The following is a 19621-nucleotide window of genomic DNA, read 5'->3' as shown; positions in this document are numbered from 1 at the left end:
AACATCCCAAACTACATATATGAGAATGATTAAAATTAATCGAGATCCGTCCAGTAAAAAAACTGAAATTTAAACGGATGAAACCACAAAGTAATCAGTCTTTTTCTATTATTATCCTTTTTGTTGTACTAACAATAATTGGAGTATGCTTTGTGCCTTTGCTAAATGTGAAGTTCACGCCTTCTCGTTCCTTACCAGAGATAGGAGTAAATTATTCCTGGGTCAAAGCCAGTGCAAGAGTAATTGAAAAAGAAGTCACCTCTAAGTTGGAAGGTGTATTCAATTCAATGCAGGCCGTTAAGGAGATCAGATCTAAATCTTCTGCCGGCTATGGAAATATTCAGGTTGCTTTCGATAAAGATGTGGATTTGGATATGGCACGCTTTGAGATGGCTACCCTGATTCGACAAGTATATCCTGAATTGCCCGAAGGTCTTTCTTATCCATACCTAAGTATGAAAACTGAAAATGAAGACAGGCAGTTTTTGAAATCGTATACTATAAACGCTAGTGCCAGTCCCTATTTCATACAGCAATTTGCAGAAGAAAAAATCGTTCCTCAACTTAGTCTGGTTGAAGGGATTAATAATATTGAGGTGTATGGTTCAGTTCCTTTTGTTTGGGAAGTGAAATATGATAGTCGTAAGTTGATGCAGTTGGGAATTAGTTCACAACAAATAATTCAAGGCATCAATAACTTCTTCAAGAAAAAAGAACTTGGTGGCGTAGTCTTATCCAAACAAGAAGGGACTTATACTCAAATTCATATTAAAAGTAGTAATAATGATCAGCTCAATCCATCTGCATTACCTTTGGTTAAGGTAGGTGATCGAATCATTTATCTTTCTGATGTTGCAAAACTAACTTACAGAGAAAAGCAACCCGATTCTTATTTTCGGATTAATGGTTTGAATACGATTAACATGATTGTATATGCAGAGAAAACGGCTAACCAAATTGATGTTGCCAATCGTTTGGAATCGCAAATGGAAAAGTTTAAAGCGGATCTCCCATCCGCTTATTCTATAATACAAACTTATGATGCTACCGATTACATTAGAAAAGAGCTGGAGAAGATTGCCTGGCGTACAGGTCTGTCCTTGTTCATATTGTTACTATTTGTATTGATAATTAGCAGGCAATGGCGGTATCTATGTATCATTATTGTAAGTCTTGTAGTTAATTTGAGTATTGCAGCGATATTTTATTATTTGCTGAAACTGGAAATTCATCTGTATGCATTGGCTGGAATTACTATATCGCTTGGGATAATTCTTGATAACAGTATTGTGATGTTGGATCATATAAAACATCAACAAAACAAAAGAGTGTTTATAGCTATTTTAGCAGCAACTTTAACCACAATAGGATCATTAAGTGTAATTTTCTTTTTAAGCGAAGAGCAAAAACTAAAGCTGATTGATTTTGCCTTGGTAATGATTGTAAACTTATCAGTATCACTAGTGGTCGCAATTCTATTACTGCCTGCAATACTCGATAAATTTCCATTGGCACAAAAGAATAACAAGAGATCGTTTAGAAGGAAAAAGATAATCTTCAGGATCGGAAAATTTTATGAGAAAGTCATTCTGTTTATTAAGCGTTGGAAATTTGCCTTTATCCTTCTTATGATCTTGGGATTTGGTCTGCCGATTCACCTTTTACCTGATGAAATGGAAGAAGAGGGAAAGTTTTCTGAACTATATAAGAAAACAATTGGTTCTTATTGGTTCAAGGAAAATATAAAACAACCAATGGAATATGTTTTGGGTGGAAGTTTAAGGCTTTTTGCGGAGAATGTATTCGAGCAATCTTTTTATACTGAACCTGAGCAAACAAAGTTAAATATTGTCGGAAAAATGCCTGAAGGTAGCACGCTCTTGCAGCTAAATGATGCCATGATGTACATGGAAAATTATTTGTCGCAGTTCAAGGAGATACAGCAATATCAATGTAAGATATACAATTCTAGAAATGGACGTATCAATATTACATTTACCGATTCTGCAGAATATTCCTCTTTTCCTTATGTACTTAAGAATATGATCACGGAGAAAGCCATTAACTATGGAGGAATGGATTGGGGAGTTTATGGAATTGGACGAGGATTCTCGAATGCCATTGGAGATGGAATGCGCAATTCATGGATCACGCTTTACGGATATAACTATGAGAAATTATATGCCTTGGCAAATGATTTACGAGAGAAGGTTTTAAAGAATCCTCGTGTGAAAGAATGTGAGGTGGTTGGAAGTTCTGGTTGGAATACCCGTTTAAAATATGAATTTAACTTTAGTGCCAACGAAGAGCTGTTAGCCTTATATGGAATTAATTATTCAGAAGTCTATTCCTATTTGAGAGAAGTACTAGGAGCTTCTTCTTCTGCGAGAATAATGATAGGGGGGCAGGAAAATCAACTGGCTTTTGTTTCCGATAAGGCAGAATCTTTTGACCTTTGGCATTTGAACAATGTTCCTTTACAGATTAGGGAGAAAAAGTTAAAGCTTTCGGATTGTGCTAATATCAATAAAGAAAGAGTTGGTAACGACATATATAAGAAGAATCAGGAATATCAAGTGGTGGTTCAGTACGATTTTATAGGACCGGGGAAGTTGGGAAACCGGGTCATGAAAAAGTATATTGAAGAAACTGAAAAGACACTTCCTCTGGGTTACAGTATCAAAAAACAAGGCTACTATGGCTGGTGGGGTGACAAGGATAAAGCTTCCTATTGGTTAATTGCATTGGTAATTTTAATTATCTATTTTATCTGTTCCATACTTTTGGAATCATTCATGCAACCATTGGCAATTATTGCCATGATTCCCATTTCATTTATAGGAGTATTTCTAACTTTTTACCTTTTTGATTTGAACTTTGATCAGGGAGGATATGCGGCCTTTGTTTTGTTATGTGGGATTTCAGTTAATGCCGCACTTTATATTGTGAATGACTGGAATAATATAAGGCAACAAATGAGTGGATCTAACAAGAAAACTTATATAAAAGCATATCAGCGCAAGATTGTTCCAATACTACTTACCATTATATCTACCATTTTAGGTTTAGTTCCCTTTTTAATTGCTGGAAAGAATGAGGTGTTTTGGTTTTCATTAGCAGCGGGAACAATAGGAGGGTTATTGTTTTCACTATTAGGTATTATTTTTTATTTACCATTGCTGATGCCACTAAAAGATATGAATTCAAAATAAATGCAATAAGATATTTTATTAATACATTGGCTTATGCTTCATTTTTTATTGTGAGTTCAAACTTTAAGGAAGATGGTTATTAGAAGAGTGATTTTTCAAGAGGAAAATTCAATGTATATGGATAAGGTAGAGGCACTTAAAAGCATAAAAAAAGCTGCCAAATGGCAGCTTTTCTCTATTATATAGTCATTATATCTTTCTCTTTATCGGCAAGCATAGCATCAATTTTTTTACCGAAGTTATCGGTCATATTTTGCACTTCTGCTTCAGCATCTTTCTCAAGATCTTCTGATAATCCTTCTTTTATCAATTTTTTCAGCTCAACATTGGTATCGCGGCGAGCGTTACGAATACTAACTTTAGCATTTTCACACTCTGCTTTCGATTGTTTTACCAAGTCACCACGACGTTCCTCAGTTAAAGCAGGAATATTAATCCGGATAATTTCACCATTGTTATCAGGGTTGAAACCTAAATTTGCATTTAGAATTGCTTTTTCGATAGGAGAAATCATGCTTTTTTCCCAAGGTTGAACAGCAATTGTTCTAGGATCAGGAACACTCACATTAGCAACTTGAGCTAAAGGAGTCATGCTTCCATAATAGTCAACCATAACACCATTTAACATGCTAGGACTAGCTTTTCCTGCACGAATTTTAAGTAATTCTTTTTCAAGATGGTCTACTGCAGATTCCATCTTTTCCTTTGCATCATCCAGATACATTTGAACTTCTTCGGTCATAGGAGAAAGATTTTATTGTTAATATTGATCAATGTATGTGTTTACAAAAATATAAATTTTTAGCTATTGGCTTTTAGTATTTCGCTATTAGCAAACAATAAATAAAGCTAAAGTCAGTTTAACTTCTTTTAAAGATACTATTTTTATTTGCTAACAACCAATAGCCTGCGGCTAACAGCTTAATTGTGAACTACAGTACCGATTTTTTCTCCTTCAATTACTTTCTTTAAATTTCCTTTTGTATCCATGTCAAATACAACAATGTTCAAATTATTTTCTTTGCACATGGTTGTTGCGGTCAGATCCATTATGCGAAGGTTGCGATTGTAAATCTCATCGAAAGTAATATTTTGAAATTTTGTGGCTGATGGATCTTTTTCAGGATCTGCTGTATAAATGCCATCAACCCGAGTTCCTTTTAGCATAGCATCCGCTTCGATTTCAATACCCCGTAGCGATGAACCTGTATCGGTTGTAAAGTATGGATTTCCTGTTCCTGCCGAGAAAATCGCAACATAGCCATCGTTTAGGTAATCAATGGCTTTTTGCTTTGAGTAAAACTCGCCAATAGGCTCCATCCTAATGGCTGTAAGCACTCTTGATTTACATCCAATTGCATCCAATGCAGAGTTTAGGGCTAAGCTATTAATAACGGTCGCCATCATACCCATTTGGTCTCCTTTAACACGATCAAAACCTTTTGCTGCTCCGCTTAAACCACGGAAAATATTTCCACCGCCAATAACAATTCCCACTTGAACGCCAAGTTTGGTGATTTCTTTAATCTGCTCTGCATAATCGTTTAAACGTTGCGAATCAATACCATAATGTTGTTCTCCCATTAATGATTCACCACTCAACTTTAAAAGTACTCTTTTGTATTTAGCCATGTTTTGTTCAGCTGTAAGCTTCAAGCCATCAGGCTCAAGCTTTGGTTATTTATATTTTTAGCAATTAACTTAAGGCAATTAAATTTAAGCCAACCAAAATTAACTAAAAAATAAGAAACTGTTTAGAATTTATCCCTCTGATTTTTAATATGAAAATATTCCTGTAACAAGTTAAGACTCATGTCATAATAAAACAGGAATTAGATTTTCTCGATTTGACAAAAAAAAAGAGTCCCATTCGGAACTCTTTTCATATGTAATAATAATTGTATTAAGCATTCAAAGTAAAGCGCTTCATTGCAGTAACCGTAAGGTCTTTGTCAGCTTCAGTAAGATACTGCTTAACTGATTTTTTACCATCTTTTACAAAGTCTTGGTTCAATAAAGTAACCTCTTTGAAGAATTTACCTAAACGACCTTGAGCAATTTTGTCAAGAATTTGTTCTGGTTTACCTTCAAGACGAGCTTTTTCTTTACCAATCTCCAACTCTTTTGCTACCACATCAGCTGGAACTGCATCTTCGTTAATAGCAATAGGAGCCATAGCTGCTGCTTGCATAGCAACGTCTTTACCCATTTGTTCTTCAACTTCCTTGTTGAATCCAATTAAAGTCGCCAATTTGTTACCTGCGTGGATATATGCAACTGCTGATTCAGCTTCGATTGTTTCATAATTACTTAAATCGATTTTTTCGCCGATTACACCAGTCTGCTCAGTAACATGCGCTTCAACTGTTCTTCCATCCATTTCCAGAGCTTTCAAAGCTTCCAAATCAGCTGGCTTGTTTGCTAAAGCAAGATCAAGGATCTGTGTAGCGAATGCTACAAAGTTTTCATTCTTTGCTACGAAATCAGTTTCACAGTTCAAAGTAATTAATGCACCTGTTTTCTTGTCTTCTGAAACTTTTGCTAGAACAACACCTTCAGTTGCTTCCCTGTCGGCACGTTTGTTAGCAATTGCCATCCCTTTTTTACGAATGATTTCTACTGCTGCATCAAAATCTCCTTCTGCTTCAGTAAGAGCTTTTTTACAATCCATCATTCCTGCGCCAGTTGCTTTACGCAATTTGGCTACGTCTGCTGCTTTAATAGACATGATATTTAGAATTTTTTTATATGAATAAATAATTACTCCTTATCATTCTGTTCTGCTTCAGTAGCTGGAGCTTCTGGTGCAGCTGGAGCTTCTTCTTTGGCTGCTGCCTTTTTCACTTTAGCTGTTTTTTTATCAGCAGATTCTTTTTCTCTCTCTACTTTTCTTTCAGCCAAACCGTCTTTAATTGCTCCTGTAACTTTATCAAGGATAATAGAAATTGAGTTAGAAGCATCGTCATTCGCTGGAATTACGAAATCAACACCTTCCGGGCTTGAGTTTGTATCTACCATAGCAAATACAGGGATACCCAAACGATTAGCTTCTTTAACTGCAATGTATTCTTTCATTACATCAACTACAAACAAAGCTGCTGGTAATCTGGTCAGATCAGCAATAGAACCCAAGTTCTTTTCAAGCTTAGCTCTCTGACGAGAGATTTGTAGTCTTTCTCTTTTAGAAAGGTGGTTAAAAGTTCCGTCAGCTTCCATTTTATCAATCGAAGTCATTTTCTTCACTGCCTTTCTGATGGTAGGGAAGTTAGTTAGCATACCACCTGGCCAACGCTCAGTTACATATGGCATGTTTACAGCACTTACTTTTTCTGAAACGATAGCTTTGGCTTGCTTTTTTGTAGCAACAAAAAGTATTTTTCTTCCTGATTTAGCAATTTGACTTAACGCTGCTGCTGCATCGTCAACTTTAACTGCTGTTTTGTGTAGGTCTATAATGTGAATTCCGTTACGCTCCATGAAAATGTAGGGAGCCATTTTAGGATTCCATTTTCTTGTTAAGTGACCGAAGTGACATCCGGCTTCTAACAATTCTTCAAATGTAGTATTTGACATTTTTTTGTTTTTTTAATCGTTTACATTCATTTTATGGCAATTGTCAAGTAGTTCGAAAAACGAAGTCTTAACAATTTAGATACTAAACCTGCCACAAAAACATTAACGTTTACTAAATTGAAATCTTTTACGTGCTTTAGGCTGACCTGGCTTCTTACGCTCAACCTCACGAGGGTCACGTGTCATGAAACCTGCAGTTCTAAGAGCAGATTTTGATTCTGCATCAATTTTTACCAGAGCTCTAGCGATAGCCAAACGAAGTGCTTCTGCTTGACCTTTTACACCACCACCATCAAGGTTAACTTTGATGTCGTACTTATCAGCAACCTCAAGAAGATTTAATGGCTGAGTAACGATGTATTGTAGAGTTCCGGTAGTAAAGTACTCTTTAAGCTCTTTTTTATTGATGGTAATCTGACCCTTACCTTCGCTAACGTATACACGAGCAACTGCTGCCTTTCTACGTCCGATAGCATTAATTACTTCCATACCTCTTATTTAATTTTGTTTAAATCTAATTTCTTTGGCTGTTGTGCTTCGTGCTTGTGTTCACTACCTACATAAACGTAAAGGTTAGTGTAAAGCTTTCTTCCTAAACGGTTTTTTGGAAGCATACCTTTAACAGCTTTTTCAATTAATCTCTCTGGGTGCTTTTCCATAAGATCAGCAGGAGATTTAATTCTTTGTCCACCTGGGTGTCCGGTGTAAGAGAAAAACTGACGGTCAGTCATTTTGTTACCAGTCAAACGAACCTTTTCAGCATTAATAATAACCACGTTGTCTCCACAATCAACATGAGGAGTGTAGTTAGGCTTGTATTTACCTCTAAGTAGTTTAGCTACTTTTGAAGCAAGTCTACCCAACACTTCATTTTCTGCGTCGATAACAACCCACTCTTTATTAGCAGTTGCTTCGTTAGCAGAAACAGTTTTGTAACTTAATGTATCCACTTCTAAAACTTTTAACAATTAATACTTTAATACAATTATTCCAATTTGGCTTGCAAAAGTACAAGAATCTCCCAAATACACCAATTTTTTTCTTGATTAATTGATGGATACTTAATCAGTTGTGGATAATCGGGATAATGTGGAGTGATTAAGTGAATCAAAAAAATCAAAATTGATATATCACCCAGTATTGAATTTGGTACTTGCTAAGGGTAGTCAAATCAACATGTTGGGGAGGGATTCGTTCTCAAGAAAGCCCATTGTCACAATTTCACTGCAAAAGTATGAAATATATTTTGCTTGATCTTTAAATATTTATCTTTTTTTGTAACAAAATCATTTCACAAAGCTTTCTAGGCAATTGTTAAGCATGTTTTTTTTAATTTGGAAGTCTATGAATTAGAATTTAAATTAATGGGAAAGAAGTTAAAAGAGGATTTTTTCCAAAGAGAAATAAGTTTAGTAGCAAAGGATCTTGTGGGGAAGTTGCTGGTTCGAAAATTTGACGACGAAAAAATCAAAAAATACAGAATCACTGATATTGAAATGTATATTGGTGAAGAGGATCTTGCTTGCCATGCTGCCAAAGGGCGAACTGAACGAACCGAAGTAATGTATGCTGAAGGAGGTTTGGTATATGTTTATTTGATTTATGGTATGTACTGGTTGTTAAATATTGTAACAGGATCAAAGGATCAGCCACAGGCAATTTTAATTCGTGGAGTAGAAAATATTGATGGTCCTGGCAGAGTAGGTAGATCCTTACAATTAGATAAAAGCTTTTACGGAGAAGATTTAAGCAAATCGCATCGAATATGGATAGAGGATGATTCTTATCAAGCAAGCTTTACACTTCATCCTCGTATCAATATTGATTATGCTGGAGAAATATGGAAAAATAAACTTTTCAGGTATGTTCTGGAATGAGTTTTATTTGTTCCATTTCACTTTCTTTAAAAAGAAATCGCCGTTAATTCTAAGATAAATAGCCGCAGCCCAATTCTCTTTCGAATTTTTTAGATCATAATACACATCTAACTTGCCTCCAAAGTGAATTCCACTGGCAATTTTATGCTCATGATAATAATTTAGTGTTGCCAATTCTCTCCTGTCTTCAAAATAACCTGGTGTATCAATTGCTATGGTTTGAAATAACTTCGATCCACGTGATGATGCAAAATGATATGCATTCCAATATCCAAGATTTAATTGAGCGTTTTTTGTTGTAAATCCAACTTGTGGGTATAAAGCATGTCCTTTGTCGAATATGAATTCTTTTTCGGATGAATTATCCGAAAAATAGTAAGCCATTGCTTTTACATACCATGATTTAATTGTGGAGTTCTCGATTTGCTTTTTGAATGCAAGCCCCGAACCATAATTAGCTACAGTTTGAACCGATCCATCAGAACTATCTATTTCTCCACCACGATGGGTAATAATTACTTCTAAGGGAACGAATAAATTGGATTCTTTGGAATGGTTTAGTTTCCATTTTCCAGATATACCGAAGGTAAATCTTTCTTGAAAAGGATCATTTTCGAGTATGAATTGTTCCCAGTTAATCCATGTTTGGAAATCCAATTTTTGGGTATTGTATAAAAGCTGAAATCCATTCTCGGCAGTTTCCATGAAATATCTTTCAGGCTCAAACATTGGTTCAGATAGATCATGATTATTATTCTGGTTTAAACTTCCCATAATAAACTCAATTTTATTGGATGGTTTATATATGGCTGAGAATACTGGTTCCGTTTCAGTAAAATTTACTCTTCCGGAATATTTTTGCAATCGAACACCTGCTTCAATTCTAAAATTAGAACTTGGATAGTAAACTAATTTTGGTGTGGCCAAATAGCCTACCCAGGTTGCACCCTTTGAAAACTCACCATTGTATTCATTGTTTTTAACAAAGTTCAGGTTTTCAAATCGAAGAAATAATTTACTACTATCTGCTTTATTAAAATCTTTAAAGTGGAAATATGGATTTATTGCCTGGCCAAAAGAAATATTTACAAGAATTGTAAGAAGCAATATCAGGATAGTTATTTTTTTCATCTGCTTGGTTTAGTTTATTCGCTGCAAAGGTAATTTAAAGCATTACTTTTCTAACTTAAAAAGATCTTAAAAATATAAATGTTGAATTACAAAAAAAAGACCTCTTCCAAAATTGGAAGAGGCCTTACGTTTTGAATACTTTTGGTAAAGCAGGTGAAAAAGACGAAGCCCTTCTTCACCAAATTGGGGTAAAGATCGCATTCAAATTTTAAATCGTCTCGCAGTTTGCATCAGGCAATACCATCGCCAATATGAAGTAAACCAATAGCATTAGCGGATTAAATAATGTTAGGATTAAATATCCTGCTCTTATAATAACCGGATCTAATTCGGGATTAATATATTGTGATATGCCACCGCAAACACCTGCAATTTTTTTATCTCTTGATCTGAATAATTTTTTCATAACCTTTATTTTTAATCTTCTTCATCTTTGTCGATGCTGTAATGCGACAAAGTTTCTAATTCATCAACATGAAAATCTCCGAAAAATGAAATCAAAGAGGTTCTGTTTTCATTGTAATGTAGAATGTGAAATTCGCTAAACTTTTTTCCTTTTCCTTTGGCAAAGAAATGAACGTCATCGCAATCCTTGTCTCGTTCTTCAGTTAATACTTCTTTGTATGAATTACCTTTCGAAAGTTGCGAAACTACAATCTTTTTAAATTTGGATTCATTTCCCGTTTCGTGCTTAAAGCTTAAGAATTTAATATTTTTGCAATCGCCTGTTACGTTTTTTTCCAGTTCATCTTCATCAACATCAAAATCTAGATTCTTCAGAAATGATCCTGCAAAACTAAAACTGTTAAAGCCATCAATGTTTGAATATTTGGCGTGCAATTTTTCTCCTTTTGTTTGTGCCTGTGAAAGTAAAGGCAAAGCAAACGCTACTAATATTACTAGTAATTTTCTCATAATTTTTGTTTTAAAATTAGCCATGTTTGCACCGATTTAATTGTGTGTGATGAAAAAGGTATCGGTGCAAAACATGGATAGAACAACTATTTATTATTTAACGAGGCTTAAGCCTTCTTTTTTCATTATCCACATCTGGTCCAACATGTCAAAGTCCCAGGTGTTATTAACATTATCTATGTCATGAATGATTTTTCCCATAGAATCATCAAGGTAAACAATTTTTCCTTCTGGTACTTTCACTGTGATGTGTAGTCTTTGATTACGCCACTTAACATCTTCTCCTAAGGTGAAGTATTCATCAAATACTAAAACTGAATCATTTTGTGTCCATTTGTACTCTATATTTTCAGCGTTCTCAACCGCATTATCAAGTGTTCGGCCACGAGCTTTTTTCTTAAGTTTTACTGCAAATTCATCTGAATAACTTCTTTCGATATCTAGAGTTGGTTCGCCAACAACTATTTCTTCATCATCGTTAATGTATACTTTAACATTGTCTAAGTCGATATGTCCTTCGTACCAATCACTCCCAATGTTATTGGTGCATTGTAAATAAAGAGTATCGCTACTTAACTGTTCAATGGACTGTGTTTCTGAATATCGGGTGCTGCTGTGCATATACCCTTTAATTTGGGAGAAACTTAAGCTGATTAATAGAATGATTCCTGTTAGCCATACTGCCAATGCTGTAAAACCGATTATCTTATTATTGGTTTTAAAGTTGAATAGTAGTTTAATTCCTGCGAAAATTAATAACATTAAAGGAATTGCAATGACTACAACAATACCAATGGTGAAGAGTGTGATGCTAGTTCCATCTAGAAACAGTTTAGGAAACATTGCTCCAGGGAAATGGAAGTCGGCAAATGGTCCAAAGAAACTATGTGCAAAAATCATGGAGCCTATAAAGCTGATAAGAGAAACAAAGCCGGCAAAAATAAATCCAATTCCTAGCAAGATTATAATCACCTTAAGAACCAGGCGAAGTGCAGATCCAAGAAAATCAATCGATCTGTCAAATCCATCTTTTACCTGAGGCCCATTTTTCTCCCTCATTTTATCAAAGTTCTCCTTTACCTCCTTGTATTCATCTTTTATCGATTCCTCGATATTGGATATGTTGACCTTTTTACCTTTCATTTCCAATTTTTGACTAGTAGAAATGGCTTTAGGAACAACAATCCAAAATATGATGTATAGAAGTATAGGAAATCCATGTCCTAAGATTGTGAATAGCACAAAGAGAAGTCGAAAGACTACTACATCAATTCCAAAATAAGCAGCAAGTCCACTCGAAACTCCACCAAAAACTCTATGATCAGGATCGCGATACAATCTGCGCTTTTTCTTTCCATTAGTCGTGGTTTGAGATTGAGTTTGGGTATCCTCGGCACTTTCTACATCGGTCTCAAAAATTTCTTCAGGTTTACCCATAATGGTGATCACTTCTTCAACCATTTCTACATTTACAACCTGATCTTTGCTACTAAGTTTTTCCTGGAAAATCTCCGCGATTCTGGATTCAATATCAGAAATAATTTCTTTTCCTTCCTCGCCTGAGCCGAAGTGACTATTGATCGTTCGCAGGTAATCTTGTAATTTTTCAAAAGCATCTTCATCAATGTGAAATATACTTCCGCTTATATTAATTGTTAATGTCTTTTTCATAGTGTTAACAGTTTTTGGACTTACTTTTTAATTGTATTAACGGCATCAACCAATTCTTGCCACGAACCATCAAGTTCTTTCAAAAAATCGTTTCCTACATCGGTACTTGTATAATACTTTCTTGGAGGTCCTTGTGTCGATTCTTCCCATCTGTAGGTTAATAAACCTGCATTCTTAAGTCTGGTTAGTAAGGGATAAAGTGTCCCTTCCACAACTATCATTTTGGCCTCTTTAAGTTCCTTAATGATATCTGATGCATAAGCATCACTTTTAGAGAGAATGGAAAGAATACAATATTCCAGCACTCCTTTTCGCATTTGGGCTTTTGTGTTTTCTATTTTCATACTTGGAATATTTATACTGTTTAAATCATATTTGCTGTTTTAAATTCTTGATCTAATGTTTCCAGGGAAATTTCTGAACTTTTTAGATCGCTTCTTTTTTGTTCTTGCTACTGTGTCTTGTTTAATGGCAGTATTGTCTTTGCAGTTAATGCATTTGTTTTCAGTATTTAAAATTGTTTGTTCATTTAGATCTTTGTTTTGAGAGCTTCCTGAAACTATGTCTTTGCAAACTTTTAAATTTTCCTTAAAAATTAATATGCCATTATCTAGGTATCCTTTTTCATTGTTCAGTTCTTCCGATGGAGACTCTTCACCACTCATGGCTTCAGAATTAAAATTCAGAAATGGCTTTATAAGTCTGTCCATTGTTAACAATTGAGCCTTCGACTCAATGGAGAAAGCAACCACTACTAATGTTAGTAGTGTAATTCTCAATATTTTGTCTTTTAATAAGGATTTCATTTGTATAAAATTAAATAATACTATCTCTAACCTATAAGTTTGTTATACAAACATACATAGAAAAAAAGGTAATATGCAATACATAGTACTAAATATTTTCAAAATAAAATCGTAACTTCCAGTAAATCAACAAGAAAAAATTAAAAAAATAATTATACTATTTTTGAGAATTATTAAAATTCTTATTTTAAAGAAGACTTTTTACGTATGAGAAAAGTATATCAGCGAAGAGAAAAATGCATTGGCTGTGCATATTGTGTTGGAGTTGCACCAGGTTTTTGGGATATGAATGAGGAAGATGGAAAGTGTGATTTGATAGGTGCTTATCATTTAAAAAATGAATTTGTGCTTGATATACTTACTGATGAAGAAGAGCAAAACAAAAAAGCAGTAGAAATTTGCCCTGTCAATTGTATAAGAATAGAATAGTATCAAAACCAAATATGTATTTGAGGGGTGTTTTTGAGAAAACACTATTTTGGTGATCTGGCTCACATTTCTTTTTTAGTTATAGTTTGATATTGCATATAGAAGTTGAATTAAAATATCAAACCATATGAAAGCAAAAATTACTTACCAGATATTATTATCAGTTATTGTTCTGATTCTATCTGCTTGTTCCTCCGACGAGAAGTTAGTTGTAGAGGATAGTCCGAATGAAACCTCAGGAGAAGAAAATACCGAAGCTTCAGATAGTGGAATTACTGTTGTCAAAAGAGTATTAATAGAAGATTACGTGGCCACTTGGTGCGGCAATTGTATTTTGGCCATAGAAAAATCAGAGAATGCAGATAAGAGTGTATTTGTTCCTGTGGCCATTCATTTTTTGGGATCAGAACTCGAAAATGAAACAGCGATTAATGTTGCCAGCGAAAATAAAGTAAGTTCTCAAACCACGGTTATTGTAGATAAACATACCAGTCATTCGTTTAGAAATGATTTTAGCGCTTCCGATTATACAAGGAGCTCAAAAGTGGCCATTGCCATCAATCCGGAAGTGAACGGAACCAACTTAAATGTAAACCTTAAGTTTAAATTCTACAAAAATCTTTCAACCTTAAATTATACTGTGTATTTGTTGGAAAATAACATTGTTGCAACACAAACCAATTATCAGTTTAGCGGTTCTGAATACCAATCTTCACCAAGATCTATAAGCAATTTTAATCACAATCATGTTCTTCAGCAAGCTGTATTGCAACAAAATATTCCGGGTTCAGAAAGTGCAAGTGAGAATGTATATGAAACAAGCCAGACCTTTAGTATTGCAGGTAAGAACTCAGATAATCTTGAAGTGGTTGTTTTTGTTGAATCTTCTGATGAGGTATTAAATACACAAATCGTCTCGGCAAATGAGCAGGTTGATTTTCATGCAGAGGAAGAGTAACGAAAACCAATATCACATTTCCAAGAATAATTTATTTGTGAATGCTAATAATTGCATTAACTAGAAAAACAATAAACAAATGAAACGAATAAAATTTTTTTCAGCATTCATGGTCATGTTTGTGTTTGGGATAAGTGCCTTTTCACAAAAACAAATTCCCGAAATCAAGATCAAAGATTTAAATGGGAAAAGTACCGATATCAAAACTATATTGAATGATAAAGCAACGGTAATTTGTTTTTTTGCAACTTGGTGCAAACCGTGCTTAATCGAAATGAATGCAATTTCTGACGAATATGAAGATTGGCAGGGTGAATCGGATTTTGAAATGATTGCCATTTCGGTAGACGATAGCAAATCGAATGCAAACTTAAAGAGTCTTGTAAATGGCAACGATTGGCCCTTTGAAGTATATTCTGATAGCAATAGCGAATTAAAACGTGCCTTAAATATAGGCTCCATTCCTTACTCTCTGATTGTAAATAAAAAGGGAGAAATCGTTTATGAAAAAACATCCTATACCGTAGGAGCAGAATATGAATTGTATCAGAAATTTAAAGAATTGAACTCGAAATGAGAAAGTACTTATATATCCTACTCGTAATTTTTCCCTTGGCGGGATTTTCGCAGCAAAAAGGAGTTTTAAACGCCTCCCTTGAGTCGAACTCGCAATATTATATTAATGATATTGCTAAAAATATCAGAGACAAAGATTTTGCCTCCAACAATTACTTGGATTTATCGTACCGATATGGAAAATTTGAGGCTGGAGGAACCTTTGAAAGTTACTTTCCAAATCCTTTGCTTGGATTTGCAATTGCTTATGATGATCATGGATTAACGAAGAAATACGTTTCTTATCAATCGAAGAAATTAAATGTGCGCTTGGGTGATTTCTACGAACAATTTGGAGGAGGTTTAATTTATCGATCTTTTCGAGAAAGAGACATTGGGATTGACCAATCGACCTTTGGGGTGAGCGTAAATTACGCACCGTATGATTTCTTGCGTTTTAAGGCTATTGCCGGAAAGCCAAATTTTTACTTCGACACCCAAGATGTTACTTTATATGGAGCCGATGCCGAGTTAAATTTTGATATTAAAAACACGGGATTAACTCTAGGATTTTCGGCTCTGCTAAAGCAAGAGGAATTTACAAATAGGAGAACAACACAGCATGATAATGTAAAATTGTATTCTGGAAGACTTGGTTTAAACTTTGGCAATTTTAACCTGAATACAGAATTTGCTTATAAAACCCCTGACGCCAATGTTTTAAATTTATATAGCAGAAGCAAAGGGAAGGCTTTGCAGATTTCTCCATCGTACTCTGTTAAAGGATTTGGTATCAACCTAAATTTCAGAGCCGTTGACAATATGCAAGTGCTTTATGAAAGGGAATTGGATGGAAATGGAGATGGCAGAAAGGATGAAGATGTATTTAATTATAACATGAATTACATTCCTAGTATCGCCAATATTCATTCGTACAATATTTATAACATTTACACTTATCAATCGAAGCAAAACAACGAGATAGGCTTTAATGCTTCAGTTTTTTATAAGTTCAAAAAGAATAGTTCGTTGGGTGGTAAATATGGGACCAAACTAAAATTGAATTCATCGGTTTTTTACAGTCAGAATGACTTGGAAAACAACGAAGGCAAGTTTTTGTACTGGCGCGAAAAAATGCTAAGCGAACATGGCTTACAAATCGAAAAGAAAATAAGCAAACGCTATAAGCTGATCGCAGAATATACCTATCAGGAATACAATAAATTCTTAGTAGAGGATGATATTCAAGGGAAAGAGTTGGTTTATTCACATGTTTTTCTTGCTGATTTATTAACCAAAATCAATAAAAAGCATTCTGTAAAAACAGAGTTTGGATTTATGTCTACCAAAAACGATTTGGGAAACTGGGGTTCCTTTTTAATTGAATATGCCAACAGTAAAGGTTTCTCGGTATTTGTTTCCGATCAGTATAATTTTGGAGAAGAAGAGAAACATTATTATTTGTTTGGTGCCGCCTATGCTCATAAAAAATCAAGAATAGCATTGTCTTATGGGGAAACACGAGATGGTTACACCTGTGTAGGAGGAGTTTGTAAATTTTTACCCGGCGCCAAGGCTCTTAGTATGAATTTATCTTGGAAGCTTTAATTCCAATTCAATTATAAATCAACATGATTGATATTTTACGTCGAACTCACGTTATTTAACAGCCAAAAGTGAGTGGTAACTTACCAGTTTACACTACTTGCTTAGAAAAGGGAATCTTTGGATTCCCTTATTTTATAGGCTCCTTACCACAAGGCAGTCCTTCCTTACCACCAGGCAATGGCATATTCCTGTCCGGGACAACAAACCTCCTGTCCGGGAAGCCGTACCCCCATGTCCGGGAGCTCATGACTTGTGTCCGGGAAGGCTTACCGTCTGTCCGGGAAGTGACTCTTCCTAGAATAGCCGAAGCATATACTTGATTTGAAAATTGCCAAATCAAGTACTTGCAAAGCTTATTGATTTTTATTTTGCCGCTCTTTTTCTATCGTGTTCTGATAGTAAAATTTTACGAATTCGAATACTATTTGGTGTTACCTCAACATACTCATCACCTTGGATGTATTCCAATGCTTCTTCCAATGTAAAGATAACAGGAGGAGCTAATCGAATCTTGTCATCAGTACCTGAAGTACGCATATTGGTTAGCTTCTTGGTCTTGGTAACATTAATATCCAAATCGCCAGCGCGAGTGTTTTCTCCTACAACTTGTCCTTTGTAAATTTCAGTTTGAGGTGCTACGAAGAAACGTCCACGATCTTGCAGTTTTCCAAGTGCGTACGCGAATGTTGTGCCAGTTTCCATTGCAATTAACGAACCGTTAATACGTCCAGGAATTTCACCTTTATGAGGCTGGTATTCATGGAAGCGGTGAGACATTACAGCTTCACCTGCAGTTGCAGTAAGAATCTGATTTCTCAATCCAATAATTCCCCTTGATGGAATGTGGAATTCAAGGTGAATGCGATCAGCTTTACGCTCCATAGTTAACATTTCGCCCTTACGCTGAGTAATCAACTCAATTGCTTTTCCTGATACATCTTCAGGAAGATCAATATATAGTATCTCAATTGGCTCACATTTCTCACCAGCAATATCTTTAATAATTACCTGTGGTTGTCCAACCTGAAGTTCATAACCTTCACGTCTCATTGTCTCAATTAAAACAGACAAGTGAAGTACACCGCGACCAAATACATTATAAGAGTCAGCAGAATCAGTAGGAACGACACGTAATGCAAGGTTCTTTTCCAATTCTAACTCCAAACGATCTATTAAGTGACGAGAAGTAACATATTTACCATCCTGTCCATAAAATGGAGAGTTGTTAATAGTAAATAACATACTCATGGTTGGCTCATCAATTGCAATTGGATCTAATGGTTCAGGATTTTCAATATCACAAATTGAATCACCAATATCAAAACCATCAATACCAACTAGTGCACAAAGTTCACCAGATTCTACGCTAGAAACTCTTTCTTTTCCTAAGCCAGTAAATACATGCAACTCCTTAATTCTTGATTTCTTAACACTACCATCACGTTTTGCAAGGCTTACGTCCATTCCCTCTCTTAATTGACCTCTGTGAACTCTACCTACAGCAATACGGCCTACATAATTAGAGAAATCTAAAGATGTAATCAGCATCTGTGGAGTTCCTTCTAAAACTTTTGGTTCCGGAATGTATTCCAGAATTGCATCAAGAATTGCAGTAATATCATTGGTTGGAGTTTTCCAATCTTTCGACATCCAGCCTTCCTTCGCCGATCCATAAATTGTAGGAAAGTCCAACTGCTCTTCAGTTGCTTCAAGGTTGAACATCAATTCAAACACTTGTTCCTGTACTTCTTCGGGGCGACAGTTTGGTTTATCAACCTTATTTACAACCACAACAGGTTTTAATCCCAAAGCCAAAGCTTTTGACAATACAAAACGAGTTTGAGGCATGGTTCCTTCAAAGGCATCAACCAATAAAAGTACACCATCGGCCATATTTAAAACACGCTCAACCTCGCCACCAAAGTCGGAGTGACCAGGAGTATCAATAATATTGATTTTAACATCCTTGTATTCAAGAGATACGTTTTTCGATAAAATGGTAATCCCTCTCTCCCTTTCCAGGTCATTGTTATCCAGGATCAAATCACCCGGATTTTCATTCTTTCTAAAAATGTTGCTGTGCATTATCATTTTATCAACCAAGGTGGTTTTTCCGTGGTCAACGTGAGCGATAATTGCAATGTTTCTTAGTTTCTTCATCTCGTATCTTCTTTATGACTCTATGTCTTAAAAATCAGGTAATATCAATTGAAAAAAAAGACTGCTTTCATTGTAAAGCTTCTCCTAGTTAATGTCAAGATTCGCACACAAAAAATTTTGAATTAATTGTATCAGAATCGATTGCGCTACTAAAAATGCGGCTGCAAAAGTACGTTTTATTTTTGGGAATAAATGTTTTGGTAGTGATTTATTTAAGTCAACCCAAAAATGTAAAACTTAAATTAGCACTTATTTAAAATTCGCTTAACAGGATGAATGGGATAAATCCAATAGATTTGCAATGCGATTTGGAGATATAATTTAATTTTAGAATCAAATCCATTGCGGATAACATCAATTATATCTTCGTAGCTTTATTAACTAGTTTGAGATTTGTATTGTTTTATGGGTGAAGTATAATCACTTTTAAAAGAATCATTTGGCAGATTGCCTTTTTGTTATGAAAATCGACAAAAGATACTTTCTTCCAAATTCGGAATGCAAGAGTGATCAGCTTAAAACTTGATATAATATTTGGTTACAGGTAAAAATAACCTCGGTGATTGAGCCAGCGATAAGTTACCGGTTAACCAATTGTTTTATCGAATGTACCATAAACATATGATGGCTGATGATTTGTTAATAAATTTTGACCAAACCATTTTATAATCCTTTACTCCAAGGAAAGTGTAATGATTTTGTGGCATGTTGCCACATGATTACTAA

General features: G+C 35.0%; 19 protein-coding genes. 6 read left to right on the top strand and 13 right to left on the bottom strand.

Translation table 11 applies throughout. The annotated features are described in order from the left end of the window. The first annotated feature begins 77 nt into the window (after window positions 1-77). Window positions 78-3212 carry an efflux RND transporter permease subunit gene (locus ACO05S_RS09525; RefSeq protein ID WP_421917783.1) on the top strand — a complete coding sequence of 1045 codons (3135 nt, stop codon included), beginning with the start codon at window positions 78-80 and terminating at the stop codon, window positions 3210-3212. Between the two features lie 178 nt (window positions 3213-3390). Here ACO05S_RS09525 and frr read toward each other — a convergent pair whose 3' ends face one another. The 6 genes from frr to rplM all read right to left on the bottom strand — a co-directional run bounded on the left by frr (window position 3391) and on the right by rplM (window position 7735). Further along, window positions 3391-3954: a ribosome recycling factor gene (frr, locus tag ACO05S_RS09520; protein WP_421917782.1), complete on the bottom strand. Its 564-nt coding sequence runs from the start codon at window positions 3952-3954 to the stop codon at window positions 3391-3393. A 179-nt stretch (window positions 3955-4133) separates the two neighbouring features. Next, window positions 4134-4844, bottom strand: a complete 711-nt coding sequence (gene pyrH, locus ACO05S_RS09515; protein ID WP_421917781.1) for a UMP kinase — start codon at window positions 4842-4844, stop codon at window positions 4134-4136. Between the two features lie 271 nt (window positions 4845-5115). Beyond that, window positions 5116-5940 carry a translation elongation factor Ts gene (gene tsf / locus ACO05S_RS09510; RefSeq protein WP_421917780.1) on the bottom strand — a complete coding sequence of 275 codons (825 nt, stop codon included), beginning with the start codon at window positions 5938-5940 and terminating at the stop codon, window positions 5116-5118. A gap of 32 nt (window positions 5941-5972) precedes the next feature. Next, entirely contained in the window at window positions 5973-6785 is an 813-nt protein-coding gene (gene rpsB / locus ACO05S_RS09505) for a 30S ribosomal protein S2 (RefSeq protein WP_421917779.1), read from the bottom strand. Between the two features lie 102 nt (window positions 6786-6887). Continuing rightward, window positions 6888-7274 carry a 30S ribosomal protein S9 gene (gene rpsI, locus ACO05S_RS09500; protein ID WP_054715526.1) on the bottom strand — a complete coding sequence of 129 codons (387 nt, stop codon included), beginning with the start codon at window positions 7272-7274 and terminating at the stop codon, window positions 6888-6890. Window positions 7275-7279: 5 nt separating this feature from the next. Further along, window positions 7280-7735 carry a 50S ribosomal protein L13 gene (rplM, locus tag ACO05S_RS09495; RefSeq protein WP_421917778.1) on the bottom strand — a complete coding sequence of 152 codons (456 nt, stop codon included), beginning with the start codon at window positions 7733-7735 and terminating at the stop codon, window positions 7280-7282. A gap of 414 nt (window positions 7736-8149) precedes the next feature. On the opposite strand from rplM, the gene ACO05S_RS09490 reads away from it, so the two are divergent. Next, window positions 8150-8662: a DNA-3-methyladenine glycosylase gene (locus ACO05S_RS09490; protein WP_421917777.1), complete on the top strand. Its 513-nt coding sequence runs from the start codon at window positions 8150-8152 to the stop codon at window positions 8660-8662. A 3-nt stretch (window positions 8663-8665) separates the two neighbouring features. Here the strand turns inward: ACO05S_RS09490 and ACO05S_RS09485 are convergent, their stop codons facing one another. The 6 genes from ACO05S_RS09485 to ACO05S_RS09460 all read right to left on the bottom strand — a co-directional run bounded on the left by ACO05S_RS09485 (window position 8666) and on the right by ACO05S_RS09460 (window position 13185). Continuing rightward, window positions 8666-9793, bottom strand: coding sequence for a hypothetical protein (locus ACO05S_RS09485; RefSeq protein WP_421917776.1), 1128 nt, complete (start codon window positions 9791-9793; stop codon window positions 8666-8668). Between the two features lie 208 nt (window positions 9794-10001). Further along, entirely contained in the window at window positions 10002-10199 is a 198-nt protein-coding gene (locus tag ACO05S_RS09480; protein ID WP_421917775.1) for a PspC domain-containing protein, read from the bottom strand. 11 nt (window positions 10200-10210) lie between these two features. Further along, entirely contained in the window at window positions 10211-10708 is a 498-nt protein-coding gene (locus ACO05S_RS09475) for a DUF4252 domain-containing protein (RefSeq protein WP_421917774.1), read from the bottom strand. Window positions 10709-10801: 93 nt separating this feature from the next. After that, on the bottom strand, window positions 10802-12379 hold the full coding sequence (locus ACO05S_RS09470) for a PspC domain-containing protein (protein WP_421917773.1): 1578 nt from the start codon (window positions 12377-12379) through the stop codon (window positions 10802-10804). A 20-nt stretch (window positions 12380-12399) separates the two neighbouring features. Continuing rightward, window positions 12400-12723 carry a PadR family transcriptional regulator gene (locus ACO05S_RS09465; protein ID WP_421917772.1) on the bottom strand — a complete coding sequence of 108 codons (324 nt, stop codon included), beginning with the start codon at window positions 12721-12723 and terminating at the stop codon, window positions 12400-12402. 39 nt (window positions 12724-12762) lie between these two features. Then, window positions 12763-13185 (bottom strand): hypothetical protein, encoded by a 423-nt coding sequence (locus ACO05S_RS09460; protein WP_421917771.1) that lies wholly within the window; start codon window positions 13183-13185, stop codon window positions 12763-12765. Window positions 13186-13392: 207 nt separating this feature from the next. Here ACO05S_RS09460 and ACO05S_RS09455 point away from each other — a divergent pair, with 207 nt between their 5' ends. From ACO05S_RS09455 to ACO05S_RS09440, 4 genes are all read left to right on the top strand, one after another. Next, window positions 13393-13614, top strand: a complete 222-nt coding sequence (locus ACO05S_RS09455; RefSeq protein ID WP_421917770.1) for a ferredoxin — start codon at window positions 13393-13395, stop codon at window positions 13612-13614. A gap of 127 nt (window positions 13615-13741) precedes the next feature. Next, window positions 13742-14572, top strand: a complete 831-nt coding sequence (locus tag ACO05S_RS09450; RefSeq protein WP_421917769.1) for an Omp28-related outer membrane protein — start codon at window positions 13742-13744, stop codon at window positions 14570-14572. Window positions 14573-14651: 79 nt separating this feature from the next. Further along, complete coding sequence (locus ACO05S_RS09445) at window positions 14652-15149, top strand: TlpA family protein disulfide reductase (protein ID WP_421917768.1); 498 nt, start codon at window positions 14652-14654, stop codon at window positions 15147-15149. Continuing rightward, window positions 15146-16735: a DUF6029 family protein gene (locus tag ACO05S_RS09440; protein ID WP_421917767.1), complete on the top strand. Its 1590-nt coding sequence runs from the start codon at window positions 15146-15148 to the stop codon at window positions 16733-16735. Before ACO05S_RS09445 ends, ACO05S_RS09440 begins: the two co-directional genes overlap by 4 nt. 363 nt (window positions 16736-17098) lie before the next feature. On the opposite strand, the gene typA is transcribed toward ACO05S_RS09440, so the two are convergent. Further along, a complete protein-coding gene (typA, locus tag ACO05S_RS09435) occupies window positions 17099-18895 on the bottom strand; it encodes a translational GTPase TypA (protein WP_421917766.1) in 1797 nt (598 codons plus the stop codon). Window positions 18896-19621: the final 726 nt, after the last annotated feature.

Origin of the sequence: Marinifilum sp. (assembly GCF_965230805.1) — a bacterium.
In the GTDB taxonomy this organism is placed as follows: domain Bacteria; phylum Bacteroidota; class Bacteroidia; order Bacteroidales; family Marinifilaceae; genus Marinifilum.
Note: the sequence above shows the minus strand (reverse complement) of the source record. Positions and strands in the feature narration are given on the sequence as shown.

Excerpts from the sequence above, each read along its gene's own strand:
- ACO05S_RS09525 (WP_421917783.1), top strand. The coding sequence starts at position 78 with ATGAAACCACAAAGTAATCAGTCTTTTTCTATTATTATCCTTTTTGTT.
- frr (WP_421917782.1), bottom strand. The coding sequence starts at position 3,954 with ATGACCGAAGAAGTTCAAATGTATCTGGATGATGCAAAGGAAAAGATG.
- pyrH (WP_421917781.1), bottom strand. The coding sequence starts at position 4,844 with ATGGCTAAATACAAAAGAGTACTTTTAAAGTTGAGTGGTGAATCATTA.
- tsf (WP_421917780.1), bottom strand. The coding sequence starts at position 5,940 with ATGTCTATTAAAGCAGCAGACGTAGCCAAATTGCGTAAAGCAACTGGC.
- rpsB (WP_421917779.1), bottom strand. The coding sequence starts at position 6,785 with ATGTCAAATACTACATTTGAAGAATTGTTAGAAGCCGGATGTCACTTC.
- rpsI (WP_054715526.1), bottom strand. The coding sequence starts at position 7,274 with ATGGAAGTAATTAATGCTATCGGACGTAGAAAGGCAGCAGTTGCTCGT.
- ACO05S_RS09490 (WP_421917777.1), top strand. The coding sequence starts at position 8,150 with ATGGGAAAGAAGTTAAAAGAGGATTTTTTCCAAAGAGAAATAAGTTTA.
- ACO05S_RS09485 (WP_421917776.1), bottom strand. The coding sequence starts at position 9,793 with ATGAAAAAAATAACTATCCTGATATTGCTTCTTACAATTCTTGTAAAT.
- ACO05S_RS09480 (WP_421917775.1), bottom strand. The coding sequence starts at position 10,199 with ATGAAAAAATTATTCAGATCAAGAGATAAAAAAATTGCAGGTGTTTGC.
- ACO05S_RS09475 (WP_421917774.1), bottom strand. The coding sequence starts at position 10,708 with ATGAGAAAATTACTAGTAATATTAGTAGCGTTTGCTTTGCCTTTACTT.
- ACO05S_RS09470 (WP_421917773.1), bottom strand. The coding sequence starts at position 12,379 with ATGAAAAAGACATTAACAATTAATATAAGCGGAAGTATATTTCACATT.
- ACO05S_RS09465 (WP_421917772.1), bottom strand. The coding sequence starts at position 12,723 with ATGAAAATAGAAAACACAAAAGCCCAAATGCGAAAAGGAGTGCTGGAA.
- ACO05S_RS09460 (WP_421917771.1), bottom strand. The coding sequence starts at position 13,185 with ATGAAATCCTTATTAAAAGACAAAATATTGAGAATTACACTACTAACA.
- ACO05S_RS09455 (WP_421917770.1), top strand. The coding sequence starts at position 13,393 with ATGAGAAAAGTATATCAGCGAAGAGAAAAATGCATTGGCTGTGCATAT.
- ACO05S_RS09450 (WP_421917769.1), top strand. The coding sequence starts at position 13,742 with ATGAAAGCAAAAATTACTTACCAGATATTATTATCAGTTATTGTTCTG.
- ACO05S_RS09445 (WP_421917768.1), top strand. The coding sequence starts at position 14,652 with ATGAAACGAATAAAATTTTTTTCAGCATTCATGGTCATGTTTGTGTTT.
- ACO05S_RS09440 (WP_421917767.1), top strand. The coding sequence starts at position 15,146 with ATGAGAAAGTACTTATATATCCTACTCGTAATTTTTCCCTTGGCGGGA.
- typA (WP_421917766.1), bottom strand. The coding sequence starts at position 18,895 with ATGAAGAAACTAAGAAACATTGCAATTATCGCTCACGTTGACCACGGA.